This window comes from Halostella sp. PRR32, assembly GCF_034808085.1.
GTDB classification, from domain to species: Archaea; Halobacteriota; Halobacteria; order Halobacteriales; family Natronoarchaeaceae; genus Halostella; species Halostella pelagica.
The window spans coordinates 779,750-799,720 of record NZ_JAXHGL010000003.1 but is presented as its reverse complement, the minus strand read 5'-3'; the positions used below and the strand labels follow the sequence as shown (position 1 = coordinate 799,720).

The 19,971-nt window shown below is 64.3% G+C and carries 24 protein-coding genes; 7 read left to right on the top strand and 17 right to left on the bottom strand.

Annotation, left to right across the window (positions count from 1 at the left end; translation table 11 throughout):
* Window positions 1–49 precede the first annotated feature (49 nt).
* The 3 genes from SM753_RS13970 to SM753_RS13960 all read right to left on the bottom strand — a co-directional run bounded on the left by SM753_RS13970 (window position 50) and on the right by SM753_RS13960 (window position 3,141).
* The gene (locus SM753_RS13970; protein WP_138797078.1) at window positions 50–514 is read right to left on the bottom strand and encodes an MnhB domain-containing protein; all 465 of its coding nucleotides are present in this window, start codon (window positions 512–514) and stop codon (window positions 50–52) included.
* Window positions 511–2,853 carry a hydrogen gas-evolving membrane-bound hydrogenase subunit E gene (mbhE, locus tag SM753_RS13965; protein WP_323192043.1) on the bottom strand — a complete coding sequence of 781 codons (2,343 nt, stop codon included), beginning with the start codon at window positions 2,851–2,853 and terminating at the stop codon, window positions 511–513. Before mbhE ends, SM753_RS13970 begins: the two co-directional genes overlap by 4 nt.
* A gap of 81 nt (window positions 2,854–2,934) precedes the next feature.
* Window positions 2,935–3,141, bottom strand: a complete 207-nt coding sequence (locus SM753_RS13960) for a dodecin family protein (protein ID WP_323192042.1) — start codon at window positions 3,139–3,141, stop codon at window positions 2,935–2,937.
* Between the two features lie 237 nt (window positions 3,142–3,378).
* Between SM753_RS13960 and SM753_RS13955 the strand changes: the two genes are divergently transcribed.
* On the top strand, window positions 3,379–4,128 hold the full coding sequence (locus SM753_RS13955) for a hypothetical protein (protein ID WP_323192041.1): 750 nt from the start codon (window positions 3,379–3,381) through the stop codon (window positions 4,126–4,128).
* Between the two features lie 86 nt (window positions 4,129–4,214).
* Window positions 4,215–4,574 carry a hypothetical protein gene (locus tag SM753_RS13950; RefSeq protein ID WP_135533281.1) on the top strand — a complete coding sequence of 120 codons (360 nt, stop codon included), beginning with the start codon at window positions 4,215–4,217 and terminating at the stop codon, window positions 4,572–4,574.
* On the opposite strand, the gene SM753_RS13945 is transcribed toward SM753_RS13950, so the two are convergent.
* The 4 genes from SM753_RS13945 to SM753_RS13930 form a co-directional block, all read right to left on the bottom strand.
* Window positions 4,575–5,711, bottom strand: a complete 1,137-nt coding sequence (locus SM753_RS13945; RefSeq protein WP_323192040.1) for an FAD-dependent oxidoreductase — start codon at window positions 5,709–5,711, stop codon at window positions 4,575–4,577.
* A gap of 79 nt (window positions 5,712–5,790) precedes the next feature.
* Entirely contained in the window at window positions 5,791–7,383 is a 1,593-nt protein-coding gene (locus SM753_RS13940; RefSeq protein ID WP_138797074.1) for a TrkH family potassium uptake protein, read from the bottom strand.
* Window positions 7,384–8,073 carry a TrkA family potassium uptake protein gene (locus SM753_RS13935; RefSeq protein WP_323192039.1) on the bottom strand — a complete coding sequence of 230 codons (690 nt, stop codon included), beginning with the start codon at window positions 8,071–8,073 and terminating at the stop codon, window positions 7,384–7,386. It abuts the gene before it with no gap.
* Between the two features lie 45 nt (window positions 8,074–8,118).
* Window positions 8,119–8,712 (bottom strand): plastocyanin/azurin family copper-binding protein, encoded by a 594-nt coding sequence (locus SM753_RS13930; RefSeq protein ID WP_323192038.1) that lies wholly within the window; start codon window positions 8,710–8,712, stop codon window positions 8,119–8,121.
* Between the two features lie 342 nt (window positions 8,713–9,054).
* On the opposite strand from SM753_RS13930, the gene SM753_RS13925 reads away from it, so the two are divergent.
* Together SM753_RS13925 and SM753_RS13920 are read left to right on the top strand one after the other, a co-directional pair.
* Window positions 9,055–10,365 (top strand): M28 family peptidase, encoded by a 1,311-nt coding sequence (locus SM753_RS13925; RefSeq protein WP_323192037.1) that lies wholly within the window; start codon window positions 9,055–9,057, stop codon window positions 10,363–10,365.
* A gap of 143 nt (window positions 10,366–10,508) precedes the next feature.
* Complete coding sequence (locus SM753_RS13920; RefSeq protein WP_323192036.1) at window positions 10,509–11,234, top strand: ATP-NAD kinase; 726 nt, start codon at window positions 10,509–10,511, stop codon at window positions 11,232–11,234.
* A gap of 38 nt (window positions 11,235–11,272) precedes the next feature.
* On the opposite strand, the gene SM753_RS13915 is transcribed toward SM753_RS13920, so the two are convergent.
* From SM753_RS13915 to SM753_RS13875, 9 genes are all read right to left on the bottom strand, one after another.
* Window positions 11,273–11,707: a hypothetical protein gene (locus SM753_RS13915; RefSeq protein WP_323192035.1), complete on the bottom strand. Its 435-nt coding sequence runs from the start codon at window positions 11,705–11,707 to the stop codon at window positions 11,273–11,275.
* Between the two features lie 126 nt (window positions 11,708–11,833).
* Window positions 11,834–12,103, bottom strand: a complete 270-nt coding sequence (locus SM753_RS13910) for a hypothetical protein (protein WP_135533289.1) — start codon at window positions 12,101–12,103, stop codon at window positions 11,834–11,836.
* Window positions 12,096–12,413 (bottom strand): hypothetical protein, encoded by a 318-nt coding sequence (locus SM753_RS13905; RefSeq protein ID WP_138797070.1) that lies wholly within the window; start codon window positions 12,411–12,413, stop codon window positions 12,096–12,098. The genes SM753_RS13910 and SM753_RS13905 overlap by 8 nt, the downstream gene beginning before the upstream one ends.
* Window positions 12,414–12,428: 15 nt before the next feature.
* Window positions 12,429–13,196: a cytochrome bc complex cytochrome b subunit gene (locus SM753_RS13900; RefSeq protein ID WP_323192034.1), complete on the bottom strand. Its 768-nt coding sequence runs from the start codon at window positions 13,194–13,196 to the stop codon at window positions 12,429–12,431.
* 4 nt (window positions 13,197–13,200) lie between these two features.
* Window positions 13,201–13,995 carry a cytochrome bc complex cytochrome b subunit gene (locus SM753_RS13895; protein WP_135533292.1) on the bottom strand — a complete coding sequence of 265 codons (795 nt, stop codon included), beginning with the start codon at window positions 13,993–13,995 and terminating at the stop codon, window positions 13,201–13,203.
* 3 nt (window positions 13,996–13,998) lie between these two features.
* Complete coding sequence (locus SM753_RS13890) at window positions 13,999–14,862, bottom strand: ubiquinol-cytochrome c reductase iron-sulfur subunit (RefSeq protein ID WP_323192033.1); 864 nt, start codon at window positions 14,860–14,862, stop codon at window positions 13,999–14,001.
* A gap of 2 nt (window positions 14,863–14,864) precedes the next feature.
* On the bottom strand, window positions 14,865–15,251 hold the full coding sequence (locus tag SM753_RS13885) for a hypothetical protein (RefSeq protein ID WP_135533294.1): 387 nt from the start codon (window positions 15,249–15,251) through the stop codon (window positions 14,865–14,867).
* Window positions 15,252–15,254: 3 nt separating this feature from the next.
* Window positions 15,255–15,902, bottom strand: coding sequence for a plastocyanin/azurin family copper-binding protein (locus tag SM753_RS13880; RefSeq protein ID WP_323192032.1), 648 nt, complete (start codon window positions 15,900–15,902; stop codon window positions 15,255–15,257).
* Window positions 15,903–15,997: 95 nt separating this feature from the next.
* Entirely contained in the window at window positions 15,998–16,846 is an 849-nt protein-coding gene (locus SM753_RS13875) for a hypothetical protein (protein WP_323192031.1), read from the bottom strand.
* Between the two features lie 297 nt (window positions 16,847–17,143).
* Between SM753_RS13875 and SM753_RS13870 the strand changes: the two genes are divergently transcribed.
* Together SM753_RS13870 and SM753_RS13865 are read left to right on the top strand one after the other, a co-directional pair.
* Window positions 17,144–17,626, top strand: coding sequence for a hypothetical protein (locus tag SM753_RS13870; protein ID WP_138797066.1), 483 nt, complete (start codon window positions 17,144–17,146; stop codon window positions 17,624–17,626).
* A gap of 135 nt (window positions 17,627–17,761) precedes the next feature.
* A complete protein-coding gene (locus tag SM753_RS13865; protein WP_323192030.1) occupies window positions 17,762–17,962 on the top strand; it encodes a hypothetical protein in 201 nt (66 codons plus the stop codon).
* Window positions 17,963–18,037: 75 nt separating this feature from the next.
* Here SM753_RS13865 and nth read toward each other — a convergent pair whose 3' ends face one another.
* Window positions 18,038–18,724 (bottom strand): endonuclease III, encoded by a 687-nt coding sequence (nth, locus tag SM753_RS13860; RefSeq protein WP_323192029.1) that lies wholly within the window; start codon window positions 18,722–18,724, stop codon window positions 18,038–18,040.
* A gap of 144 nt (window positions 18,725–18,868) precedes the next feature.
* Here nth and mvaD point away from each other — a divergent pair, with 144 nt between their 5' ends.
* Entirely contained in the window at window positions 18,869–19,852 is a 984-nt protein-coding gene (gene mvaD / locus SM753_RS13855; protein WP_138797064.1) for a phosphomevalonate decarboxylase MvaD, read from the top strand.
* The last annotated feature ends 119 nt before the right edge of the window (window positions 19,853–19,971 follow it).

Here is a 19,971-nt window from a genome sequence, read left to right as displayed (position 1 = left end):
GTACGGCCGACCGCGGGACCGACGACAGTCGGAGAAACAGTAGACGAGGTCATTCGCCACCCACCACCGAGAGTATCGTGAGCAGTCCGCCGACGACGACGAAGTAGACGCCCACGTCGAACACAAGGGCGCTTGCGAGCTCTATCTCGTGGTATATCGGTACGTGCTCGACAATCGTGTACGTCTGCGTCAGGAACGGTTCGTCGAAGGCGAGCGCCGCCAGACCGCTCCCCACTGCGACCGCGAGGCCGAACACGAACGTCCGCTTGTACGCCGTCACGCTCCGGTGTTCGAATATCCCGGTACCGGACTCGACTTCGCGGCCGAGTACGCCGATCTCCAGGTAGTCGAGTCCGTACGCGACGTAGATGAGCGCGAACGCCGCCGTCGTGAGCACCCCGCCGATGAATCCGCCGCCGGGGAGGTTGTGCCCCTGGAGGAGCAGCGAGACGGCGACTACGAGGACTATCGGCACGACGATACGCGCCGTGGTCTTCATGATGGTCGTCGTCACCGCCGCTCACCTCTGTTCCGCATCGTTATCAGGACGAGGACGGAGATGGCGGCGATAGTGACCACGAATATCTCACCGAGCGTGTCGAATCCGCGGAAGTCCACGAGTATCACGTTGACGATGTTCGTCCCGCCGCCCTCGGGAACCGCCTTCTCGGCGTAATACCCCGCGACAGCCGTCTGCTCGTCGTCCGCTCTGCGCCCTGCCAGAAGCACCGTGACGAACGCCGTCACGCCGACGAGAAGCGACAGCGCGGCGTCTCTCGCGACGACGAACCGCTTCGCATCCGCGTAGTAGGCCGGCAGTTCCTCCAGTACGAGGAGGAAGATGAGCAACACCAGCGTCTCGACGACTAGCTGGGTCAACGCCAGGTCCGGTGCGCTGGCCATGATGTAGAAGATGGCGACCATGAACCCGAGAATCGACAGCGTGAGAACGCCGGCCACGTGCGACGGCGCGACGGACACCGCGACGCCGGCGACGAGCGCGACCACCAGAACCAACGTCATGGCGAGCGGGACGTCGAAAACGGACATCGCGGGCCACTGCACCGCCGCCGTCGCGTATCCGAGCAGGGAGAGACCGCTCGCCGTCCCCAGACACCAGACGACGTACGTCCGCAACAGGCCGTTGTGTACTCGCGACGCCGTGAACGAACTACCGAGTTCTACAGCCGTGAGCGACTGGTCGTACAAGTGGGTCGGTCGCAACGCGTCGCGGACGTTGACCACGGCCTCGATACCTCGTCCGAGGCGGTCAGAGTACGGATACGCGGCCACGCCGCCGACCACCGTGACCGCGGACATGAGTACCGGCGGCGTAAGATGCGACGGGAGTCCGGCGTGCATTTCGTGGGCCTCGGCGGCGGTCGCGTCCGCGGCCGCCTGAACGACGACGTCGACGGCGGTTTCCGGGGTGACGCTGACGACCGCCGCGAGAGCGGCGAGGACCGCCGGCGGACCGACGAGGGCGACCGGGGCGCGGTGGACCGACGGGAGCCCCGACGGACGGTCGCCGAAGAAGATAGAGAGAAACCGGAGCGAGTACACGACAGTCAGGACGCTCGCGAGTACCGCGACGACCGGGTACGCCCACGCCAGTCCGCCGGCGGAGTGGCCCGCTTCGTAGGCCGCCTCGAAGAGGAGTTCCTTCGAGTAAAAGCCGTTAAACGGGGGGATGCCGGCCATGCTCAGCGCGGCGACGACGGTAACGGCCGCGGTGACCGGCAGGTCGCGCCAGAGGCCGCCGAGGTTCGGAAGATGGCGCGTCCCGACCTCGTGTGCGACGACCCCGGCGACCAGAAACAGCGCCGCTTTGAACAGCGCGTGGTTGAGCAGGTGGAACGCCCCCGCTTCGGCACCCGCGGCTGAGCGGAAGCCGAATCCGGCGACCATCAGACCGAGGTGACTCGCCGTCGAGTACGCCAGCAGGCGCTTGATGTCGCTCGCTATCACCGCAAGCGCCGCGCCGACGGTCATCGTCGCCAGGCCGAGCGTGGCGAAGAGAAGCGTCCACTCGACGCCGAGAAAGAGCGGTCGAAGGCGTCCGAGCACGTACACGCCGACTTTCACCATCGTCGCGGAGTGGAGGAACGCGGACACCGGCGTCGGCGCGACCATCGCGTTCGGCAGCCAGAAATGGAGCGGCACCTGCGCGGACTTCGCGGCGGCGGCGACGCCGATCAGGACGAGCGCCGGGACGAACAGCCCCTGTTCGCGCAGCGCCGTGCGGACGGCCTCGTCGTTCGCGAGCATCCACGCCAGGTCGAACGTCGCGGCCCCCTCCGTGACGACGGCGAGCAACAGGAAGCCGGCGAGCAGACAGAGTCCGCCCCCGACAGTCACCACCATCGCCATCCGCGCCGAGTAGCGCGCGGCGTCCTCCTCGGTGTTGTGGCCGATGAGGACGAACGAGCAGACGCTCGTCAGTTCCCAGAACAGGAACAGGGCGGCGAGGTCCGCCGCGAACGCGACGCCGATGATCGAACCCATGAAAGCAAGCAGCGTCGCGTAGTATCGGGCCAGATTGTCCTCGCCGTGCATGTACGCGGCGGAGTAGGCGAAGACGAGGACGCCGACGCCGCTTGCCAGCAGTGCGAACAGGAGCGCCCACCCGTCGACCCGGAACCGCATCGCTATCTCCAGAGACGGCACCCACGGCACCGCGACGGTCCCCTCTCGGCCGATCTGCGAGGCGACGAGGCCGAAGCAAGCGAGCGCGACAGCCGCCCCCCCGTAGCCGGTTCGCTCACCGAGCACCCGGTAGGCCAGTGGAGTCGCTATCGCAGCGACGAACGGAAGCAGTACCGAGGCAAAGATGACCTGTAGCTCCGGTTCCACACAATACGTCACCAGAGGGCCCGCCTTATCTGTTGTCTTCGCGGAACGGCGAGGCCGACGGTCGCACCGGCCCCACCCCGGTTAGTCGTTGTGAACCGGGAACGCCACGTTGACCGTCGCCTTGTACTCGGTTATCTCGCCGTCCTGTACGTCGGCCGTCCAGTCTTCGACCTCGATACCGCTGATGTCCTCGACCGATTTCTGTGCCTCGCGGAACGCTTCTTCCGCGGCGTCTTCCCAGGACGATTCCGACGTTCCCATCACCTCGATGATTTTGACTGCGGTCATGAGTTCCAGCGTACCACGTCCTGACGCTTTGTTTCTTTTCCAGTACTGGAAACTGATCACTGTTCGGACTGCTTTCTCCCAAACGCGGCGTTTGTGGGTGGTAAACGGCACCTGGCAGTTGATATGTGGCGGGTAGTAAGGGCGTAGATCGCGCGTCTGTGACCGCACTGTCCCGATCAGAAAGCTTACCTTATCCGGTACGTGATTCGGTTTCAGAACTGATAACTAACCGTACCGATGAATCGACGTTCGTTTCTCAAGCTATGTGCACACACCGGAACTGTCGGAACGCTGCTGGAACGGTATGGCTCCGACGACGGGTCCCTCGACGTGCGAGTATGGCTCTCGGAGCGCGCCGCGTCACGGGGGCCAGTCGCGGAGCGAGCGACGGGGTATCTGGACCGAACGCTTGGCGCAGTCAGGGACGACGTGACGGTGACGGCCGGCGGGACAGTGGCCGTGTCGCGCGAACACGGCTACGACGTGGTCGTAAGCGGGGAGTGGCCCGGGAAACTCGCCGTCGGGGCGGCGGACGGTGACGTGTCTCCGGTCGACGACGTGAATCTGCTCGTCACAGACGGGCCGATGGACTCGGCTCCAACCGGGGGCGGACGCGCCCACATCGCCGCGGTCGGCGGTGCGCGCTACCTGGCCGCGATGCCGCCGGTGTCGGACGTATCGCCGGTCGTCCGATACTCCCGACCGGCCCGGGTAATGCAGGTACTCCTCCACGAGGCCGGACACGCGCTCGGCCTAACGCACGACCAGGGAAGCGTCCGAACGCACGGAGATGCGGCCGTGGCCACCCCGATGATAGGCAACTACGCCTGGACCGAGGGATACGACCCGTCGACGGGGGCCTGTGGGACCGTCAGCGGTCTCGACGCGGACCGGCGACGCCTCTCGTTTCTGTTCTCCGAATGCGCGGCGAACGCCATTGACGCCTACGATGGCGGACTCAGCGTTCCCTCTCTGTCAGATCTCTGATCTGGGAACGCGTAAACGAAGGTTGTCTCTTTCGGTCCGATAATAAGCAACGAATTATAAAACGGGTTCGCGTGTTCTCTCCGAGTATGGCACTCATCGATTCGCTAATCGTGTTCATCGTGAGCCTGCTGATCGGTGCGCTCGGCATCTACGTCGGCGCTCGGGTCATCGCCGACTACGATGATTACACGTACGCTATCGTGACAGCACTGATCGGAGCGATAGTTTGGGCCGTCGTCGGCTTTCTCGTCGGATGGATCCCGCTACTCGGCCCGATCCTCACACTGCTTGCGTATCTTGCGATAATCAACTGGCGGTATCCCGGCGGGTGGGTCGACGCGGCGCTCATCGGCCTCATCGCGTGGATCGCCGTGCTGGCCGTGCTGTACGTGTTAGCGGCGGCCGGCCTCACCACCTTCGGCGCGGTCGGCGTTCCCGGGGTCTGATCACTCGGCGGCAAGGCCGAGTTCGTCGTTGACCAGGTCCACGGCGTTTCTGACGGCACCGACGGAACTCAAGTAGCCAGCGCCGACGCTCGCTTTGAGCGCTATCGCCGCTTTGCCAGTCACGATAGACGGGCCGATCTGTGCGACTGCGCCGTCGCCGACGCTGACCAGCCATCCCGGCGAATCGAACGCGAACTGGTCGAGACGGGGAGCGAAAACGCCGTCGTCGTCGGCGACGAGTCGACGCACGTTCTCGGCGACTGAGCGGGCCTCGCGGATAGCCGACTGGGCGCTCGCGGGCACGGCCTCGCCGTCAGCGTCGACTACTCTCGCGGCGTCACCGAGGACGAACGTCGAACCGCCCAGACGGAGTCGCCCATCCACCTGCGGCCTGTCGCCGCCGAGCGCGTCGGGACCGCGGATGCCGCCCGTCCAGGCGAGGGTGTCGTACGGGACCGATTCGCCGCTTACGAGTTCGACCGCGTCCTCGTTCGCGCTTGCCACAGCGGTTCCCGTCCGGACCTCTACATCACGCGCCGTCAGTTCGTCTCGGACGGCCCGCCGGAACGCCGACGGGAACGACGGTGCGACCTCGTCCATCTGTTCGAGGAGCGTGACGGTGACGTCCGCCCCGTCGGTTTCGCGGGCCAGCGCCGCGAGTTCGCCCGCTAACTGGATGCCGGAGAGACCGGCCCCGCCGACAACGGCCCGCCCGCCGTCCGTAAGCGTCGCCATGAAGTCCTCGCGGATCCGCTCGGCGTGGGGCAGACGCTTCAGCGGCGTCGCGTGTTCCTCGACGCCCGGGAGGCCGTAAAACTCCGTCTCCGCGCCGAGACACACCGCGCCGATGTCGTAGCAGACCGTCGACCCGTCGGAAAGCGTCGCTTCGTTCGCCTCGGGGTCGATATCGGTCACGCGGCCCCTGCGGACCCGCGCTCGTTCGACGACCTCGGTCAGCGGTACGCGGATGTCGTCGGCGACGGACGGACGACGGACGGCCCGGTGGAGTTCGTGCTGGACGAGATGGTGGCCGGAGTCGTCGACCAGAAGGAGTTCGACGTTAGAGGGAAGTGCGTCCTCCAGTTGGCGCACGAGCGATACGCCGGCGTAGCCACCGCCGAACACTGCGACTTTCATCGCCGGATCGTTCGAACCGGACGGTAATGGGTTCCGGGGTCGGAACGCCGGGACTGCTTGCAGGGGTGACGATTCGCGGCTACGGTTCGAGACCGTACAGCGCGGACCGCACGAACACGAGCACGGGGATGATCTCCAAGCGCCCGACCCACATGTTCAGGAGGAACATCGCCTCGGTCAGTGCCGGCATGTTCGGCCCCGTGATGCCCGCGGAGAGGCCGACGTTGCCCTGCGCGCTCGCCACCTCGAACAGTGCGCTGGCGTAGGACGCGTCGGTGGCGTTCACGAGGACCAGACTGCTGACGATCAGCAGGATAACCCAGAGGATAGTCACGATGGCCGCTTCGCTGAACTCCCGTTCCATCTGGCCGCGGCCGAGCACTCGGTCGCCGATGCGCGCGTGGACGACCGCCGACGAGGGGAGGAACACGCGGGAGAACTGCCACTTGATGCCGCGGGCGACGGTGTACCCGCGGACGATCTTGATCCCGCCGACGGTCGACCCCGCCGCGCCGCCGAGCACCATCGCGACGCTGACGACGAGTTTGCCGCCGGGGCTCCACTCACCGATGGGCGAGGACTGGAACCCGGTGCAGGTCAGCGCGCTGATCCACTGGAACGTCGAGTCGCGGACGGCGTCGGACGACCCGTCGAACGCGGCGGACGAAACGGGGTCGACGCCGAGGTTCTGAAGCGAGAGGGCAACGACGCCGGCGCCGAGCAGGACCAGCAGCCACCGCGTCTGCAGATCCGAGAGGAGCAGGCGCGGGTTCCGTCCGTTCAACACGCCGTAGTGGATAGGGAAGGCGATCGCGCCGAGCGTCATGATCGGCAGGAGGACGCTCTCGATCAGCGGGGAGTCGTACGTCGCGATCGAGTTGTCCGTCACGCTGAACCCGCCGGTCGCGAGGCCGGTCATCGCGTGGTTGAGCCCCTGCCAGAACGCCGTGAACACGGTGTAATCCTGCGTCCAGTAGATCGCCAGAAAGAGCGCGATGACCGAAAACAGCGTGTAGATCAGGAATATCCCCCAGACGGTCCGCACCGTCGAAACGACGCTCGGGTGGATCTTCTCCTCGCGCGTTTCGCTTCTGTACAGCGCGTAGCTTCCGCTGCCTGGCCGCGAGAGGATTGAGACGGTGAGGACGATTACGCCGACGCCACCGACCCACTGGATGAGCGAGCGCCACCACTGGAGCGCGTAGGGGAGCGACGGCTCGTGGACGGCCATCGTCAGGCCGCTCCCGGTCCACCCGCTCATGCTCTCGAAGAAGGCGTGCAGCGGGTGCTCGAAGTATTTCAGGCTGGATTCAGAGTACTCAGCACCCGCCGGGACGTAGCCGGCCGCGACACTTTCGGGCGTCAGGTGGGCCGTCAGCAGGAAGCCGAGCGCACCGAACAGCGCCGTCGCGAACCACCCTCCGGCCGCGATCACCATCCCGTGTTTCATCCGGGGGTCCGGCGCGTCCGCGAAGGTGAGCCGTGCGCCTCCCCCGACGCCGGCCGTGATCCCGCCGGCGATCAGAAAGGCGAGCGCCGCGTAGAACTCCCGGAATGCGAGCGCAACGACGACGGTGAGAGTCATCAACACCGCCTCGATGAGCAACAGCGACCCGATGTCGCGGCTGATCGTCTCGACTGCCCGCGGAATTCGGCTGCCGTTTCGGTTCATCTACGCGAACTCGTGGTCCTCGTAGTGACCGAACGTGTCCGTTACGTCGGGTGTCGCACCGTCCTGCGCGTACACAGTCAGCATATCACCGACTCGTATCTCGGTGTTACCGTGAGGTGTGATCGGATCCGCATCGCCGTTTCGCTCGACGGCGACGATGAGAACGCCCTTCGGTAACAGCCCCTTCGAGCCGGCTGAGGACAGCGTTTCGCCGGCGATGGGTGCGTCGTCGTCGACCGTGATCTCGAACACTTCGGCGGTGTCGCCGACCCGCATGTAATCCTTGATAGACGGTCGTTTGACCGCGCGGTAGAGGTAATCAGCGATGAGGCTCTGTGGGTTCTCCATCGTGTTGACGCCGATCCGCCGGAACAGGTTCATGTGGGCCGGGTCGTGAACGACCGAGACGATCGCGGGAACGTCTCTCTCTTTTCCAAGGAGACAGACCATGATGTTCGTGGCGTCCTGATCGGTCGTGCTGATCAGGGCATCGGCGCGGTCGATGCCGGCGTCTTCGAGCGTCGCCATTTCGGTCGCGTCGTCTTCGAGGACGAGGCAGTCGAAATTCCGCGCCGCCTCGTCGGCTTTCGCTGCGTCGTTCTCGATGACGACGACTTCGTTCTCGTCGTTCGTGGCGATATCGATCAGCGGATAGCCGATATTACCCGCACCGACGACGATGATGTACATTCGATGTCGGCGTACTCAGTCCCCTCGTGAAAATCTATCGTTTGCCTATTCGGGCGTCTCGTAGTCGCCGCCGTACTTGAGGAAGAAGAAGGCGAGTCCGAGCGTCGACAGCATCGCGGCCATCGTGGCGATCCCCATCGTCAGCGCGCTGTCGGGGAGAGACGGGCCGCCACCGCCGCCGCTGGCGGCGGGGTTCTGGCCGGACTCGTTGACGGTGATCGTCGCCTCCATGCCGAGCGACGCGTGAGGCTTGCAGAAGTAGGCGTACTCGCCCATGACTTCGAAGGTGTGTTCGTACGTGAACCCCTCGTTTTCGATGGGTTCGTGGCCTTCCCAGTTGGCGTCGGCCGGTTGGTCATCGACGAGGATGTTGTGGCCGTCGGAGGTCCATTCGAACACGACCGTCGTGCCCGGCTGGATGTACAGTTCGGCCGGATCGAACACGTTGTCCCCGGTGAGTTCGACGGTTTCGGTTCCGCCCCCTCCACCGCCGCCGCCGGCAGTCTCGTTTCCGTCGGACTCGTTTCCGTCTTCCTGGCCCGCCGCAACCCCGGCGGAACCCGCAGCGGCCGTCGCGCCCGCGCCTGCCTTGAGAAAGCCGCGACGGGACAGTCTCGCGTTCGCGTCGTCTACTGACATACCCGGGCCTAAGCGTTGGCCCGTACTGAATACTTTGGTTTTGCCGTCGAATCGGACGCCCCGTTCGTGTCGCGTTCGAGCGCTCTCCGTTTCACTGCTCTGAGCGAAAGCACGGCCGAACGTATTTTTCTCCGGCGGGAGAGCTGCGGGAAGACGCTCGACGGCGGAGCGAGACGCCCGGCCAGTATCGCTGGGACCTGACGCCGCTGTTCGAGAGCGAGGGCGGCCTCACAGCCGAAGCCGTCCGCGAACTCCTCCGAGCCGGCGGTTCCGAGCACCCGACGGAACCGTTCACCTCGGGAAGCCGAAACGCTTAGGCGGAGTCCCGGTGGAAAGCCAGACATGACCGAGTGGATCGGCGACACCTTCACGAGCGATGTCGGGTGGGACCATCTCGAAACCCTGGTCGATGTCGGTAACCGCATGGCCGGCAGCGAGGGTGAACGCCGCGCCGCGGAGGCGACGCGCGACGCGCTCGACCGTGCCGGCGCGCGAAACGCCCGCCTTGACGAGTTCGAGATACAGGGCTGGATCCGCGGCGAGAGCGCGATACGGGCCGACGGCACCGAGCAGAACTGCATCGCGCTGCCGCGCAGCCCCGCGGGCGAGACCACCGCCGAACTGGTCGACCTCGGATACGGTCTCCCCGAGGACTTCGACGACGCGGACGTCGCCGGCAACGTGGTGATGGCGCGGAGCGACGTGCCGGACCACTACGACCGCTACGTCCACCGCCGGGAGAAGTACTACCACGCGGTCGAGGCGGACGCCGCGGCGTTCGTCTACCGCAACCACGTCGAAGGGTGTCTACCGCCGACGGGATCCGTCGGCACCGCGGACGACCCGATCGGCGAGATACCCGCGGTCGGCGTCTCGAAGGAGGTCGGCGCGCGCCTCGCGCGGCGGTTCGAGGGCGAGGACGTGACCGTCGAGGTCGAGGCCGACGCATCCGGCGCGACCAGCCAGAACGTCCACGCCGAACTCGGCCCCGACACCGACGAGGAACTGCTCGTCACCAGCCACGTCGACGCCCACGACATCGCTGAGGGCGCGATGGACAACGGCGCGGGAACGGCCGCGGTCGTCGAAGTCGCCCGAGCGCTCGCCGCGCGCGAGGCCGAACTGGACACCAGAGTCCGCTTCGTCGTCTTCGGCGCGGAGGAGGTCGGACTCGTCGGCTCCGAGTACGAGTCGGAACGGGTCGAACGCGATACCGTCCGCGCCGTACTCAACCTCGACGGCGTCGTCCGCGGCCGGACCCTCGCGCTCTACACGCACGGGTTCGACGCGCTGGAGACGGCTGCCAGGGGCGTCGCCGACCGCTACGACCACCCCATCGAAACCGTCCCCGAACTCGGCCCGCACAGCGACCACTGGCCGTTCGTCCAGTGGGGCGTCCCCGGCTACCACGTGATGAGCAAGACGGGCGACGACGGGCGGGGCTGGGGCCACACGTACGCGGACACCCTCGACAAACTCGAACCGCGCGACCTGCGCGAGCAGGCCGTCCTCCTCACCGAACTGGCGGTGGCACTCGCCGACGAGGAGTTCGACGCGGAGCGCAAGTCGGCAGACGAGATAGCCACCGCACTGGAGGCACAAGACCTCGCGGAAGGGATGAAGATCACGGGCGACTGGCCCTACGACGACTAACACTGTCGACCGACACTGTTGAAGATATCCGGTCAGTCCGGGCTGTCCGGAGTTCTTCACCGACGTACAGCCGACAGTATAACCGAAACCTGCAGCCTTTTCTCCCCCGGGCCGCTACGGTTCGGCAATGGTGCGGGTTTCCAATGGCCAGTGACCCAGTCGCAGTCGTCGGCGCGGACGCCGACCGACTCGCCGACGATATCGACTCGTACACCGGCGTGGAGGTGAGCGCCGGTGCGGCGGCGGCCGACGCCGACGTGGTTCTCGCCAGCGGCGTCTCGGCGCTCGTCGACCTCGTCCGCGCCGGCACGGACGCGACGGTGCTTCCGGTCGACGCCGGGGCGGGCGTCCGGTCGGTTCCGTCGGCCGCCGCGGACGAAGCGATCGCAGACGTCGTCACCGGGGAATACGAGACCGCGACCCGGCCGGTGCTCTCCGTGAGCGTCGACGGCGCGGATCCCGTTCGCTCGCTGTTCGACGTGACTCTCGTCACGACGGAACCGGCCCGTATCTCCGAGTACTCGGTGACGGCTGGACCGACGCGAGTCGCCGAACTTCGGGCCGACGGCATCGTGGTGGCGACCGCCGCCGGCAGTCACGAGTACGCGGAAGCGGCGGGCGGGCCGGTGCTTGACCCGGAGACGGACGCCGTCGCTGTCACGCCCATCGCGCCGTTCGTCACGGGCGCAAAACGGTGGGTCGTCCCGCACGACGACGTTACCCTCTCCGTCGAACGGGACGAAGGCGGCGTCTCGCTGCTCGTCGACGGCCGCAGCGCCGGGGCAGTTCCACACGACACCGCGGTCCGCATCGCCCGGACGGACGCACTCAAACTGGCCGTCGTCGAGGCTAGTCGGTCGTTTTACTGACGAGAGAAACTGGAGCGGTCAGACGCCGCGGTCCGCGCTCACACGACGCCGTTCCAGAGCGGTTCCACGAGATAGAACAGGCTCTGGTACGCGATATAGGAGAGCACGAACAGCGACCCGACGACCGCTGCTTTCGGCTTGTCGAGCGGTTTCTCCCTGCGGGCCTCGACTTTCCGTGCCTCGAACTCGAAGAAGTCGGTCAGGAAGGTACCTAACACGAGCATCGAGAGTATCATGCCGCCGTGGTGTTCGATCGTTAAGTAGTAGAATGCCCCAAGTATGAGCAGGACGTTCGCGAGTTCGTGCGGTACGTAGCGCGTGATCGCGTCCGCGCCGTCCCGTGCCTGACTGACGTGTGTCCGGTGAGCCAAAATCCGCGTAACCATATTGACTATCACCAACCCCAGGATGAGAAACTCCACCTGTATTTTGGTGAGAGCGTCGATGGGGCCGAACATCGATGACGGATCCATACGTCAACCTGTGTTGTTGGCGCATTAGTGTTTTTCCAATCGCTCGCCCGACGGGTGACTGTCAGACCATTGACGACGAGAACGGAAGAGAAACCCGGAGTCGGTCGTTTCGCGGCCGCAGAGCGGCTACTCGCTCGCGTACGCGGCGTACAGTTCGCGGCCGACGGGAATCACGACCCAGAACGTCAACGCGCCGAGGATGGCGAACCAGAACAGGCCGTCTTTCAGTTCGAGAGCGATAGCCGTGTACGTATCCGGATTAGCCGGGTCCGGTGCGAGTAACTGTGGGTATTCCTTTGCCTCGAACGTAGGCGTGTTGAACCACCCCGCGAGCACCATCCAGATGAGCCCCGCACTGGTGAGGATCCCGAATCCTTTTGCGAATTCGTCAGCCATTATCTGATCCTTCGTCGTCGTCGTCTTTAGCGTTTCCCATTCCCGCCGCCTGGAACCGCGTGGCGAACGCGTACACGCCGCCGCCGAACACGATCGCCGCTAACCCCGCGAGGGCGAGCGGCACGTTCACCTCCGACAGCGCCACCGTTGCACGATTGGTCGCCGAGTCGAGCAGGATGAATCCGACGATGACGCCGATCATGGCAAGCAGCGTCGAGAACACCGTTACCGCCTTGTACAACCGCAGCGGTACGGTTATCTCGCGCGCTCCGCCCTGCTCGTTGTCGTCCGTCGGATCGGGCGAAGTCATGAAAAAATGAGACCGTTATTTCGGCGGCCGGAGCCGGTAATACCGGCGGTTGAGGTCGAACATGTACCCTTCGCGCATCGACTTCAGCACCGCGTACGATATCAGCGTCGCCACGACGGGCGCGAGGAACGTGATGTCGAACAGCAGGTGCGAGTCGAGCGGAAGGAGGTTCTTGATCGCCAGTGCGCTGATAGTGATGGCGAAGACGACGCCGCCGACGCCGACGGCCCCCCAGAACGGCTGTTCGACCGGGCGACGGGCGCTTCCCTTGTTGAGGAACGGGACGATGGCGATGAATCCGACCACGACGATGTTAGCGACGACGCCGTACGTACGGTCGGCCATCAGCTTCTCGCCGCCTAAGATCGAGAGCTCAGGGTTGAGCGGCCCCAGTTTCAGCAGGCCGAACGACCAGTAGAGATACCAGTCCGGCAGGATGATCTCCGGCGTGGTACTCGGGTCCGCTACTGCCATCATCTCCGGCGGTAACGTCGCCGACAGGAACAGGATCATGCCGACGAAGAAACTCGTCAGCGACAGGTTTCGGATGAGTTCGTGCGGCCAGGTCGGGAAGCCGAGCACGTCGCGCTCGACGTAACTCGATTCCTGTCTGAGGTCCTGGTCCTCTCGGCGCGACCGCTCGAAGTACTCGTACGTGAGGCGGGACAGGCCCTGCGTGCGCTCCTTGCGCTCTCGCCAGGTCGGCACCTCGTCGTCGGGTGCGACGATGCCCGGCCCGCTGCCGTCCGTGCGTGTCTCGGTGTTTTCGTTGTCGTCTGCCATGGTTTTAGTGTGGTTCTGCGATGCCTTGCATCCAGACGATGCCGATGTGGATGGCGATCAGTGCGGTCACGACGAAGGGCAGGAAGAACACGTGCAGGATGTACATCCGTTGCAGCGTGGGCTGCCCGAGCGTGAATCCGCCGAACAGTAGCTGTGCGGCCCACTCGCCGATCAGCGGGATCGACAGCGCCATCTCGACGCCGATCTGCCCGGCCCAGAAGCTCAGCTGATTCCAGGGGAGCAGGTACCCGGTGTAACCGAACACCATCGTCAGGCTGATCAGAACGATCCCGATGAGCCAGTTCAGTTCGCGGGGTTCCTTGTACGCGCCGGTGAAGTAGACGCGGAGCATGTGCAGGAACACCGCCGCCGTCATGACCTGCGCGGACCAGCGGTGGATGCTCCGGAGCATGTAGCCGAAGTTCAGGTCCGTCATGATGTAGATGACCTGTTCGTACGCTGTCGCGGTTTCGCCGGCAGTCGCCGGTGCGAAGTAGAAGCCGAGCAAGGCTCCGCTCACCGCGGCGACGACGTACGCGATAGTCGAGAAGAACCCGAGCGAGTACAGCGGATACCAGTACCAGAACTTGTTGTCCAGATTGTACTGTTCCGTGTGACTCTTCGGCATCTGAAGGTTCGACTTGTAGTAGAGGTTCTCTAGAAGCTCCAGATAGTCGACGATCCGGAGCCGCTCGTCGAGCCACATCAGCGAGACCAGAAACGTCTTCTCGACCGGCGTCAGGTCTTTCTCCTCCATCCAGGCCTCGTGGTCGTGCTCGTCTTTCTTTTCTAAGCTCATGTGTTAGTCCTCCGCGGGGACCGGGAGCGCCGTGAAGGTCGTTTCGACGATCTTGAACGGGTCGTACACCGACTGGTGGCACGGGCAGTACACGTCGTCCTCCGCGTTAAACTGAGACGCTTGCTCGCTCGTCTTCCAGCCGGGGACGCAACAGAAGTGCGTACACTTGTTCAGATACGCCATGAAGCCCTTGTCGGTAGAGGCGGCCAACCAGTCGTTTTCCTGTGCTTTCTCTTCGATCCGTTTGCTCCTGATGAGCGTTACCGGGATGGTATTGGAGTTGTCGACATCCTGGGAACGCCAGGTCACCGCAGCGGGCTTGCCGAGGCCGCCCGAACCGATGCTGTTCTCCCAGTTCTCGTAGTCCTCGAAGTCGGAGACCTGCACGCGGTCGCCACCCGACACGTCCTCAGTCTGCCAGCCGTACGCCACCGGCGGTGACGAGGAGTAGCGGAAGAAGTTCTCCTGATCGGCCTCCGGTTTGAGTCCGGTGTACGACTGGACACCGCAGTACTGGAACCAGCGGGAGGAGTAGGTGACGTCGGTGCCCTTGTAGTTCTTGGTCTGAGTGATCGTGACGGTCTGGCCCTGTTGCTCGATCTCCGTTACCTCCGGCCAGACGCCTTTGATCTCGCCGTCTTCGATCTCGATGGGGATCTGGGGCATTCCGCGCGGTGCGGGACCGTCCGTGTTTTCGATCGCCATCGCCGTCGTCGCGCCGCCCCCTGCGCCGCTCTGCTCGGTTGCAGAGTTGACGGCGGCGGCACCAGTGGTGCCGACTCCAGCGAGCGCTGCGCTACCGACGACACCTTTCACGAAACGGCGACGGTCCGATTCGACCGGATACTTGTCTTCGTCTTCTGGCATAGTTACTTTTTGTAGTACGGGTAGACTGCGCGTTTGACGTGCTCCCATGCGTTCCCGCCGAGTTCTTCGCCCTCAGCGTCCTCCTCTCGGACGTAGAGGTCCTCCCACTTGCGCCGGCGCTTCTTGACGATCATCACGTCGGGGAGAAACTCCTTGCGGTACAGCAGGAGGATAAAGGCCAGGTCGATGAAGATGACGGCGAGGATGAACCCGAGGTACATGTTCCCCGTTTCGACGTATCCCCAGCCGTTGACCAGACCGTACGTGAAGAGTCCAACGAACACGACTTCGATGACTGTCAGCAACACGATAGCTATCGCCGATGCGGTGCTCTCCCGCGCCGGTTCGTAGCGGTGAATGTCGCCGTATTTGCTTCCTTCTGATGACATGGTTTACTTCCTGTTGGGGCTACTCGTGTTCGGCGATTCGCCGTATTTCAGCACGTAGAACGAGAACACGAGCGACATGAAGATCGCGAGTATCGTCGCTATGCCGACGAAGTGCGCCTGGAACGGCACGCCGAGTTCGTGCGGGTCGACTTCTCCACCACCCTCGCCGCTGGCGGCGGGGTTCTGGCCGGACTCGTTGACGGTGATCGTCGCCTCCATGCCGAGCGATGCGTGGGGCTTGCAGTAGTAGGCGTACTCGCCCATGACTTCGAAGGTGTGTTCGTACGTGAACCCCTCGTTTTCGATGGGTTCGTGGCCTTCCCAGTTGGCGTCGGCCGGTTGGCCATCGACGACGATGTTGTGGCCGTCGGAGGTCCATTCGAACACGACCGTCGTGCCCGGCTGGATGTACAGTTCGTCCGGATCGAACACGTTGTCCCCGGTGAGTTCGACGGTTTTGGTTCCGCCCCCTCCACCGCCACCGCCGGCAGTCTCGTTTCCGTCGGACTCGTTGCCGGCAGTCTCGTTGTCGGAAGACGTGGTTTCGTTCCCGTCGTCTTCTTCCTGCGCGACGGCCGGTGGCGCCACGCTGGCGACAGCGGCGGTACCTGTCACGCCGCTGGCTGTTTTCAGAAAGTCCCGCCTGTTCATACGCCTAGAAATTCAGGATTCAGTTCGCTTAAACCCACCGATGCTCACTCCCCCGCTTGCTATCGGTTCGCGGCCCCATACCGCCGTCTGGCGGTTCATTCGCTCTCGTTAGAATCGTCCTTTCCGTCTTCCAACGGGAGGAAATCCGGATACTCGCCGGACTCCAGACCGACCGCCCGCAGACGGTCGCGGTACTCCTCCGCGCGGAACCTGTCCGAGAGGCGTGCGTTGGCGACAGTCGTGAACAGCACGAGACTGAAGAAGAGAAAGCCGGCGGCGACGATGACCGCCAGTCCCGTGATATCCGCGAACAGCCACGCGCCGATCAGAACGAGGCCCGCAAGCAACTGGATGACGGCGATGAGTTGCAGCATTAGATTACCGAGTTCGCCGCTCCCCTCGGCCACCGATTCGGGATCGGGAAGTGAAACGCCCCCTTCCGGCGGTTCCGGCGGCGTGTAGCTCTCCATCGAGCAGAGCGCGATAGTCGGTTTGACGTCGCGAAGGACTGTGCCGAACCCCTCGACGGTGCCGTCGGGATACACCAGCGCGTAGCCGTCGTCAGAGTACGCGAGCAACCGCTGCTCTCCGTCCTGCTGTCTTCGTTCGAGAACGGCGAACACCTGACGGTCGGCGATCTGACTCGCCAGGTCCGCCTCGACCCGGTCGAGAAGGTCCCGGCCGGTGATCCACGTGTCGTCGTCGAAGGCGGCGTCCCACTCTTCGGGACTCATTTCGGCCATGTCTTGCGGCCCGAAGTCGTCGAAATCGTACTGCTCTTCCACCTGTTCGCGGAGTTCGGCCTCCGAGATCTCCGCCGTTTCATCGCCCCCGACTGACTGTTCGCCCAGCGAGTCGTCCGCGTTCGACGCCCCGTCCGTTGCCGGGACGGCGGCCTCACGGTCGTCCGGATCCTCTTCCGGCGACGATGGGGAGTCGGCCATTATGCGGCGATCGGTCCCCCACAGGCTTATACTGTTGGTTGTCCGACGACCGTCTCGGTCCCAGTGGCTGTAATCTAGACGATCTCGCTCTCGCCGGTTGATACTGTCGGCTGTAAGTACGTGAAGACTGCGAGGCAAGTATGGCCGCGTTACTTGCTTACACACCGTTTCTGTCGAACCACTGTTCGATGAATTACAGCCGACAGTATGAGGCGCTCACGTGCGTTTTCGGTGCCGATCCATCGCTACGCAGGTACTTTCGGTCGTTTTAACGCGTCCCCGTCCCAACCGCGGCCTATGGCGTCGGATGTCTTCCTCGCGACCGTCGCAGCCGCCCTCGTGACGCTCAGCTTTCCGTTTTATCTCTACGGGGCGTGGATTATGATCGACACGGAGACGGTCACCTGGGGGGTACTCATCTACCATCTGAAGTTCATCGTTACCGGTCTCGTCCTCAACACGGTGCCCGTCGTCGTCTGGATGGTTCCGCGACTGTGGGACCAACTCGGCGGCTTCGCCGCGGCTCACGCGTTCTTCGGGTTACAGGCCTACGCGATGCTCCTCGTCGCGCTTACTGGTATCGTCCGTATCCTGCAGGCGAAGCGTCAGTCCGACCTGTACGCCGAACCGAATCAGGACGTCTCGCTCTCAGACATCCACGAGAACGCCGACGACTGGCGACGCCGACTTCGCGTCGGCGTGTTCGGCTACGTCCTCTTCTGGCTCATCGCGTACGCGCTAGGTGTCGCTCGTTACCTCGTCAAGTATCAGGTGTTCTGAACCGGATTCCCGCTCGTCTGAAAAAGCGGACGGCGAAACGGCCTCAGCTCTGGAACGGCCCTTCGTCGCGGTGGTTGTCGCGGTTCTTCGTTGTCCCGCGCGCACCCGTCGTGACGGATCGTCGAGCCTTCGTCGATGTCCCGCTTGTCCGCTTTCCTCGGTGCGACGACGAGCCTCCTCCTGTTTGACCTCGGCTTCGTCCTCGGCCCCCTCCGTTTCGGCGTTTTCCTCCTCGTCTTTCTCCCGTGCCAACGTGACATCGCGCTCGTGCGGGTGCCCTTCGTCTCACTCGACCGGAGTCTCGTCTCTTCGTTTGCCATTGTGTGTCTCCCCTAATCCGGGGGTGGCCGGACCGCTGTTTATGACTGTGGTCGGGGTCAGTGGGGCGAAAAAAAACCGTCGGTAGCCCGGTCAGTTCCAGGGTTCGCCGCTCGCCAGGTCGACCTCGCCGTCGCCTTTCTCCGACGGGCAGAGGTCCGCGACCACGCAGTCGGCGCAGTCCGGGTTCTGCGCCGTACACGTCGCCCGGCCGTGGTCGATGAGCAGGTGGGTGAACTGCTGCCACTTTCGCTCCGGGACGACGCCCAGTAGGTCCTGTTCGATCGCCTCGGGGCGCTCTTCCTCGGTGATCCCGAGTCGCTGGCTGATCCGCTGAACGTGCGTGTCGACGACGATCCCCTCGACGATGTCGTGGCCGTGCTGGAGGACGACGTTCGCCGTCTTCCGGCCGACGCCTTTCAGTTCGGTCAGTTCGTCCATCGTGTCCGGCACCGCTCCGCCGTGTTCCTCGACGATGGTTCGACAGGAACTCTTGATGTAGTCGGCCTTGCTGTTGTGGTAGGTGATCGAGTCGATCAGTTCGTTTATCTCCTCGATGTCCGCGTTCGCGTACTCTTCGGGGCCGTCGAACCGTTCGAAGAGGGTTGCGGTCTCCTTGTTCACGCGTTCGTCGGTACACTGCGCCGACAGCATCACCGCGATGAGTAACTCAAGACGGTTCGAGAAGTTCAGCGAGATCGTGCTGTCGGGGTACTCTTCCTCCAGTCGTTGGATCACTTCCTCGGCCTGCGCGTCGCGCGGCGAAAGCGGCGTTCCCATACGTCTCCCTCACAGCGCCTCGTTCCTAAGCGATCCGGTACTTCGGCGTCAGACACGGCTTACGGCACCGGGCAAACTATCGCCCCCGGTCTGACACCTCCGCATCCGGGAGGTTTAAGCGGGGCCACTACACCGTGGTGTAGTATGAAAGCGACCGCGAAGGCGCATCCGATTCAGGGGATCGTCAAGTACCACGGGATGCGAGACGAACGACTGCGTCTACCGTACCACGACAGCATCAGCGTCTGTACGGCACCGAGCCACACTAAAACGACCGTCGAGTTCGACATCGATTACGAGGAAGACACCTACGTCGTCGACGGCGACGAACTGGAAGGCCACGAGTTCGACCGCCTCAAACGAGTCGTCGAGGAGGTGCGCGACCGCTCCGACGCCGCGCACGTCGTCTACCCGGTCCGCATCGAGAGCGAGAACTCCTTCCCGTCGAACGTCGGTCTCGGCTCTTCCTCGTCCGGGTTCGCCGCCGCCGCGATGGCGCTCGCCGACGCGGCCGAACTCGACGCTACTCGGCCAGAGATATCCACCATCGCACGCCGCGGGTCCTCGTCGGCGGCCCGCGCGGTCACGGGCGGGTTCTCGCACCTCTACGCCGGACTCAACGACGACGACTGTCGCTCGGAGCGCATCGAAACACCACTCGAGGACGAGGTAAAGACGATCATCGGTCTCGTCCCGTCGTACAAGGAAACCGAGGAGGCTCACCGAGAGGCCGCCGACAGCCACATGTTCGAGTCACGCCTCGCGCACATCCACGAGCAGATCGGCGAGGCCCGGGACGCGCTCCGCGAAGGAGACTTCGAGCGTACCTTCGAACTCGCGGAACACGACTCCCTTTCGCTCGCGGCCACCACGATGACCGGTCCCTCCGGATGGGTGTACTGGCAACCGGCCACGCTCAAGATATTCAACGCCGTCCGCGAACTCCGCAAGGAGGAAGACATTCCGGTCTACTTCTCGACGGACACCGGTGCATCGGTCTACGTCAACACCACTGACGAGTACGCCGAACAGGTCAAAGAAGTCCTCGAAGACGTCGGCGTTCAGACCACCATCTGGGAGGTCGGCGGCCCCGCACAGGTGTTAGCGGAGAGCGAACACCTCTTCTGAACGGCCGTTTTCTCCCGGCCAACGGACGCCGTTCGGTCAGTCACTGCGTTCCATCAGTCGGGGCGTTCCGACCAGACTGCCGGCGGCCCTGTTTCAGCTACGGTAGCCAGTGATAGCCA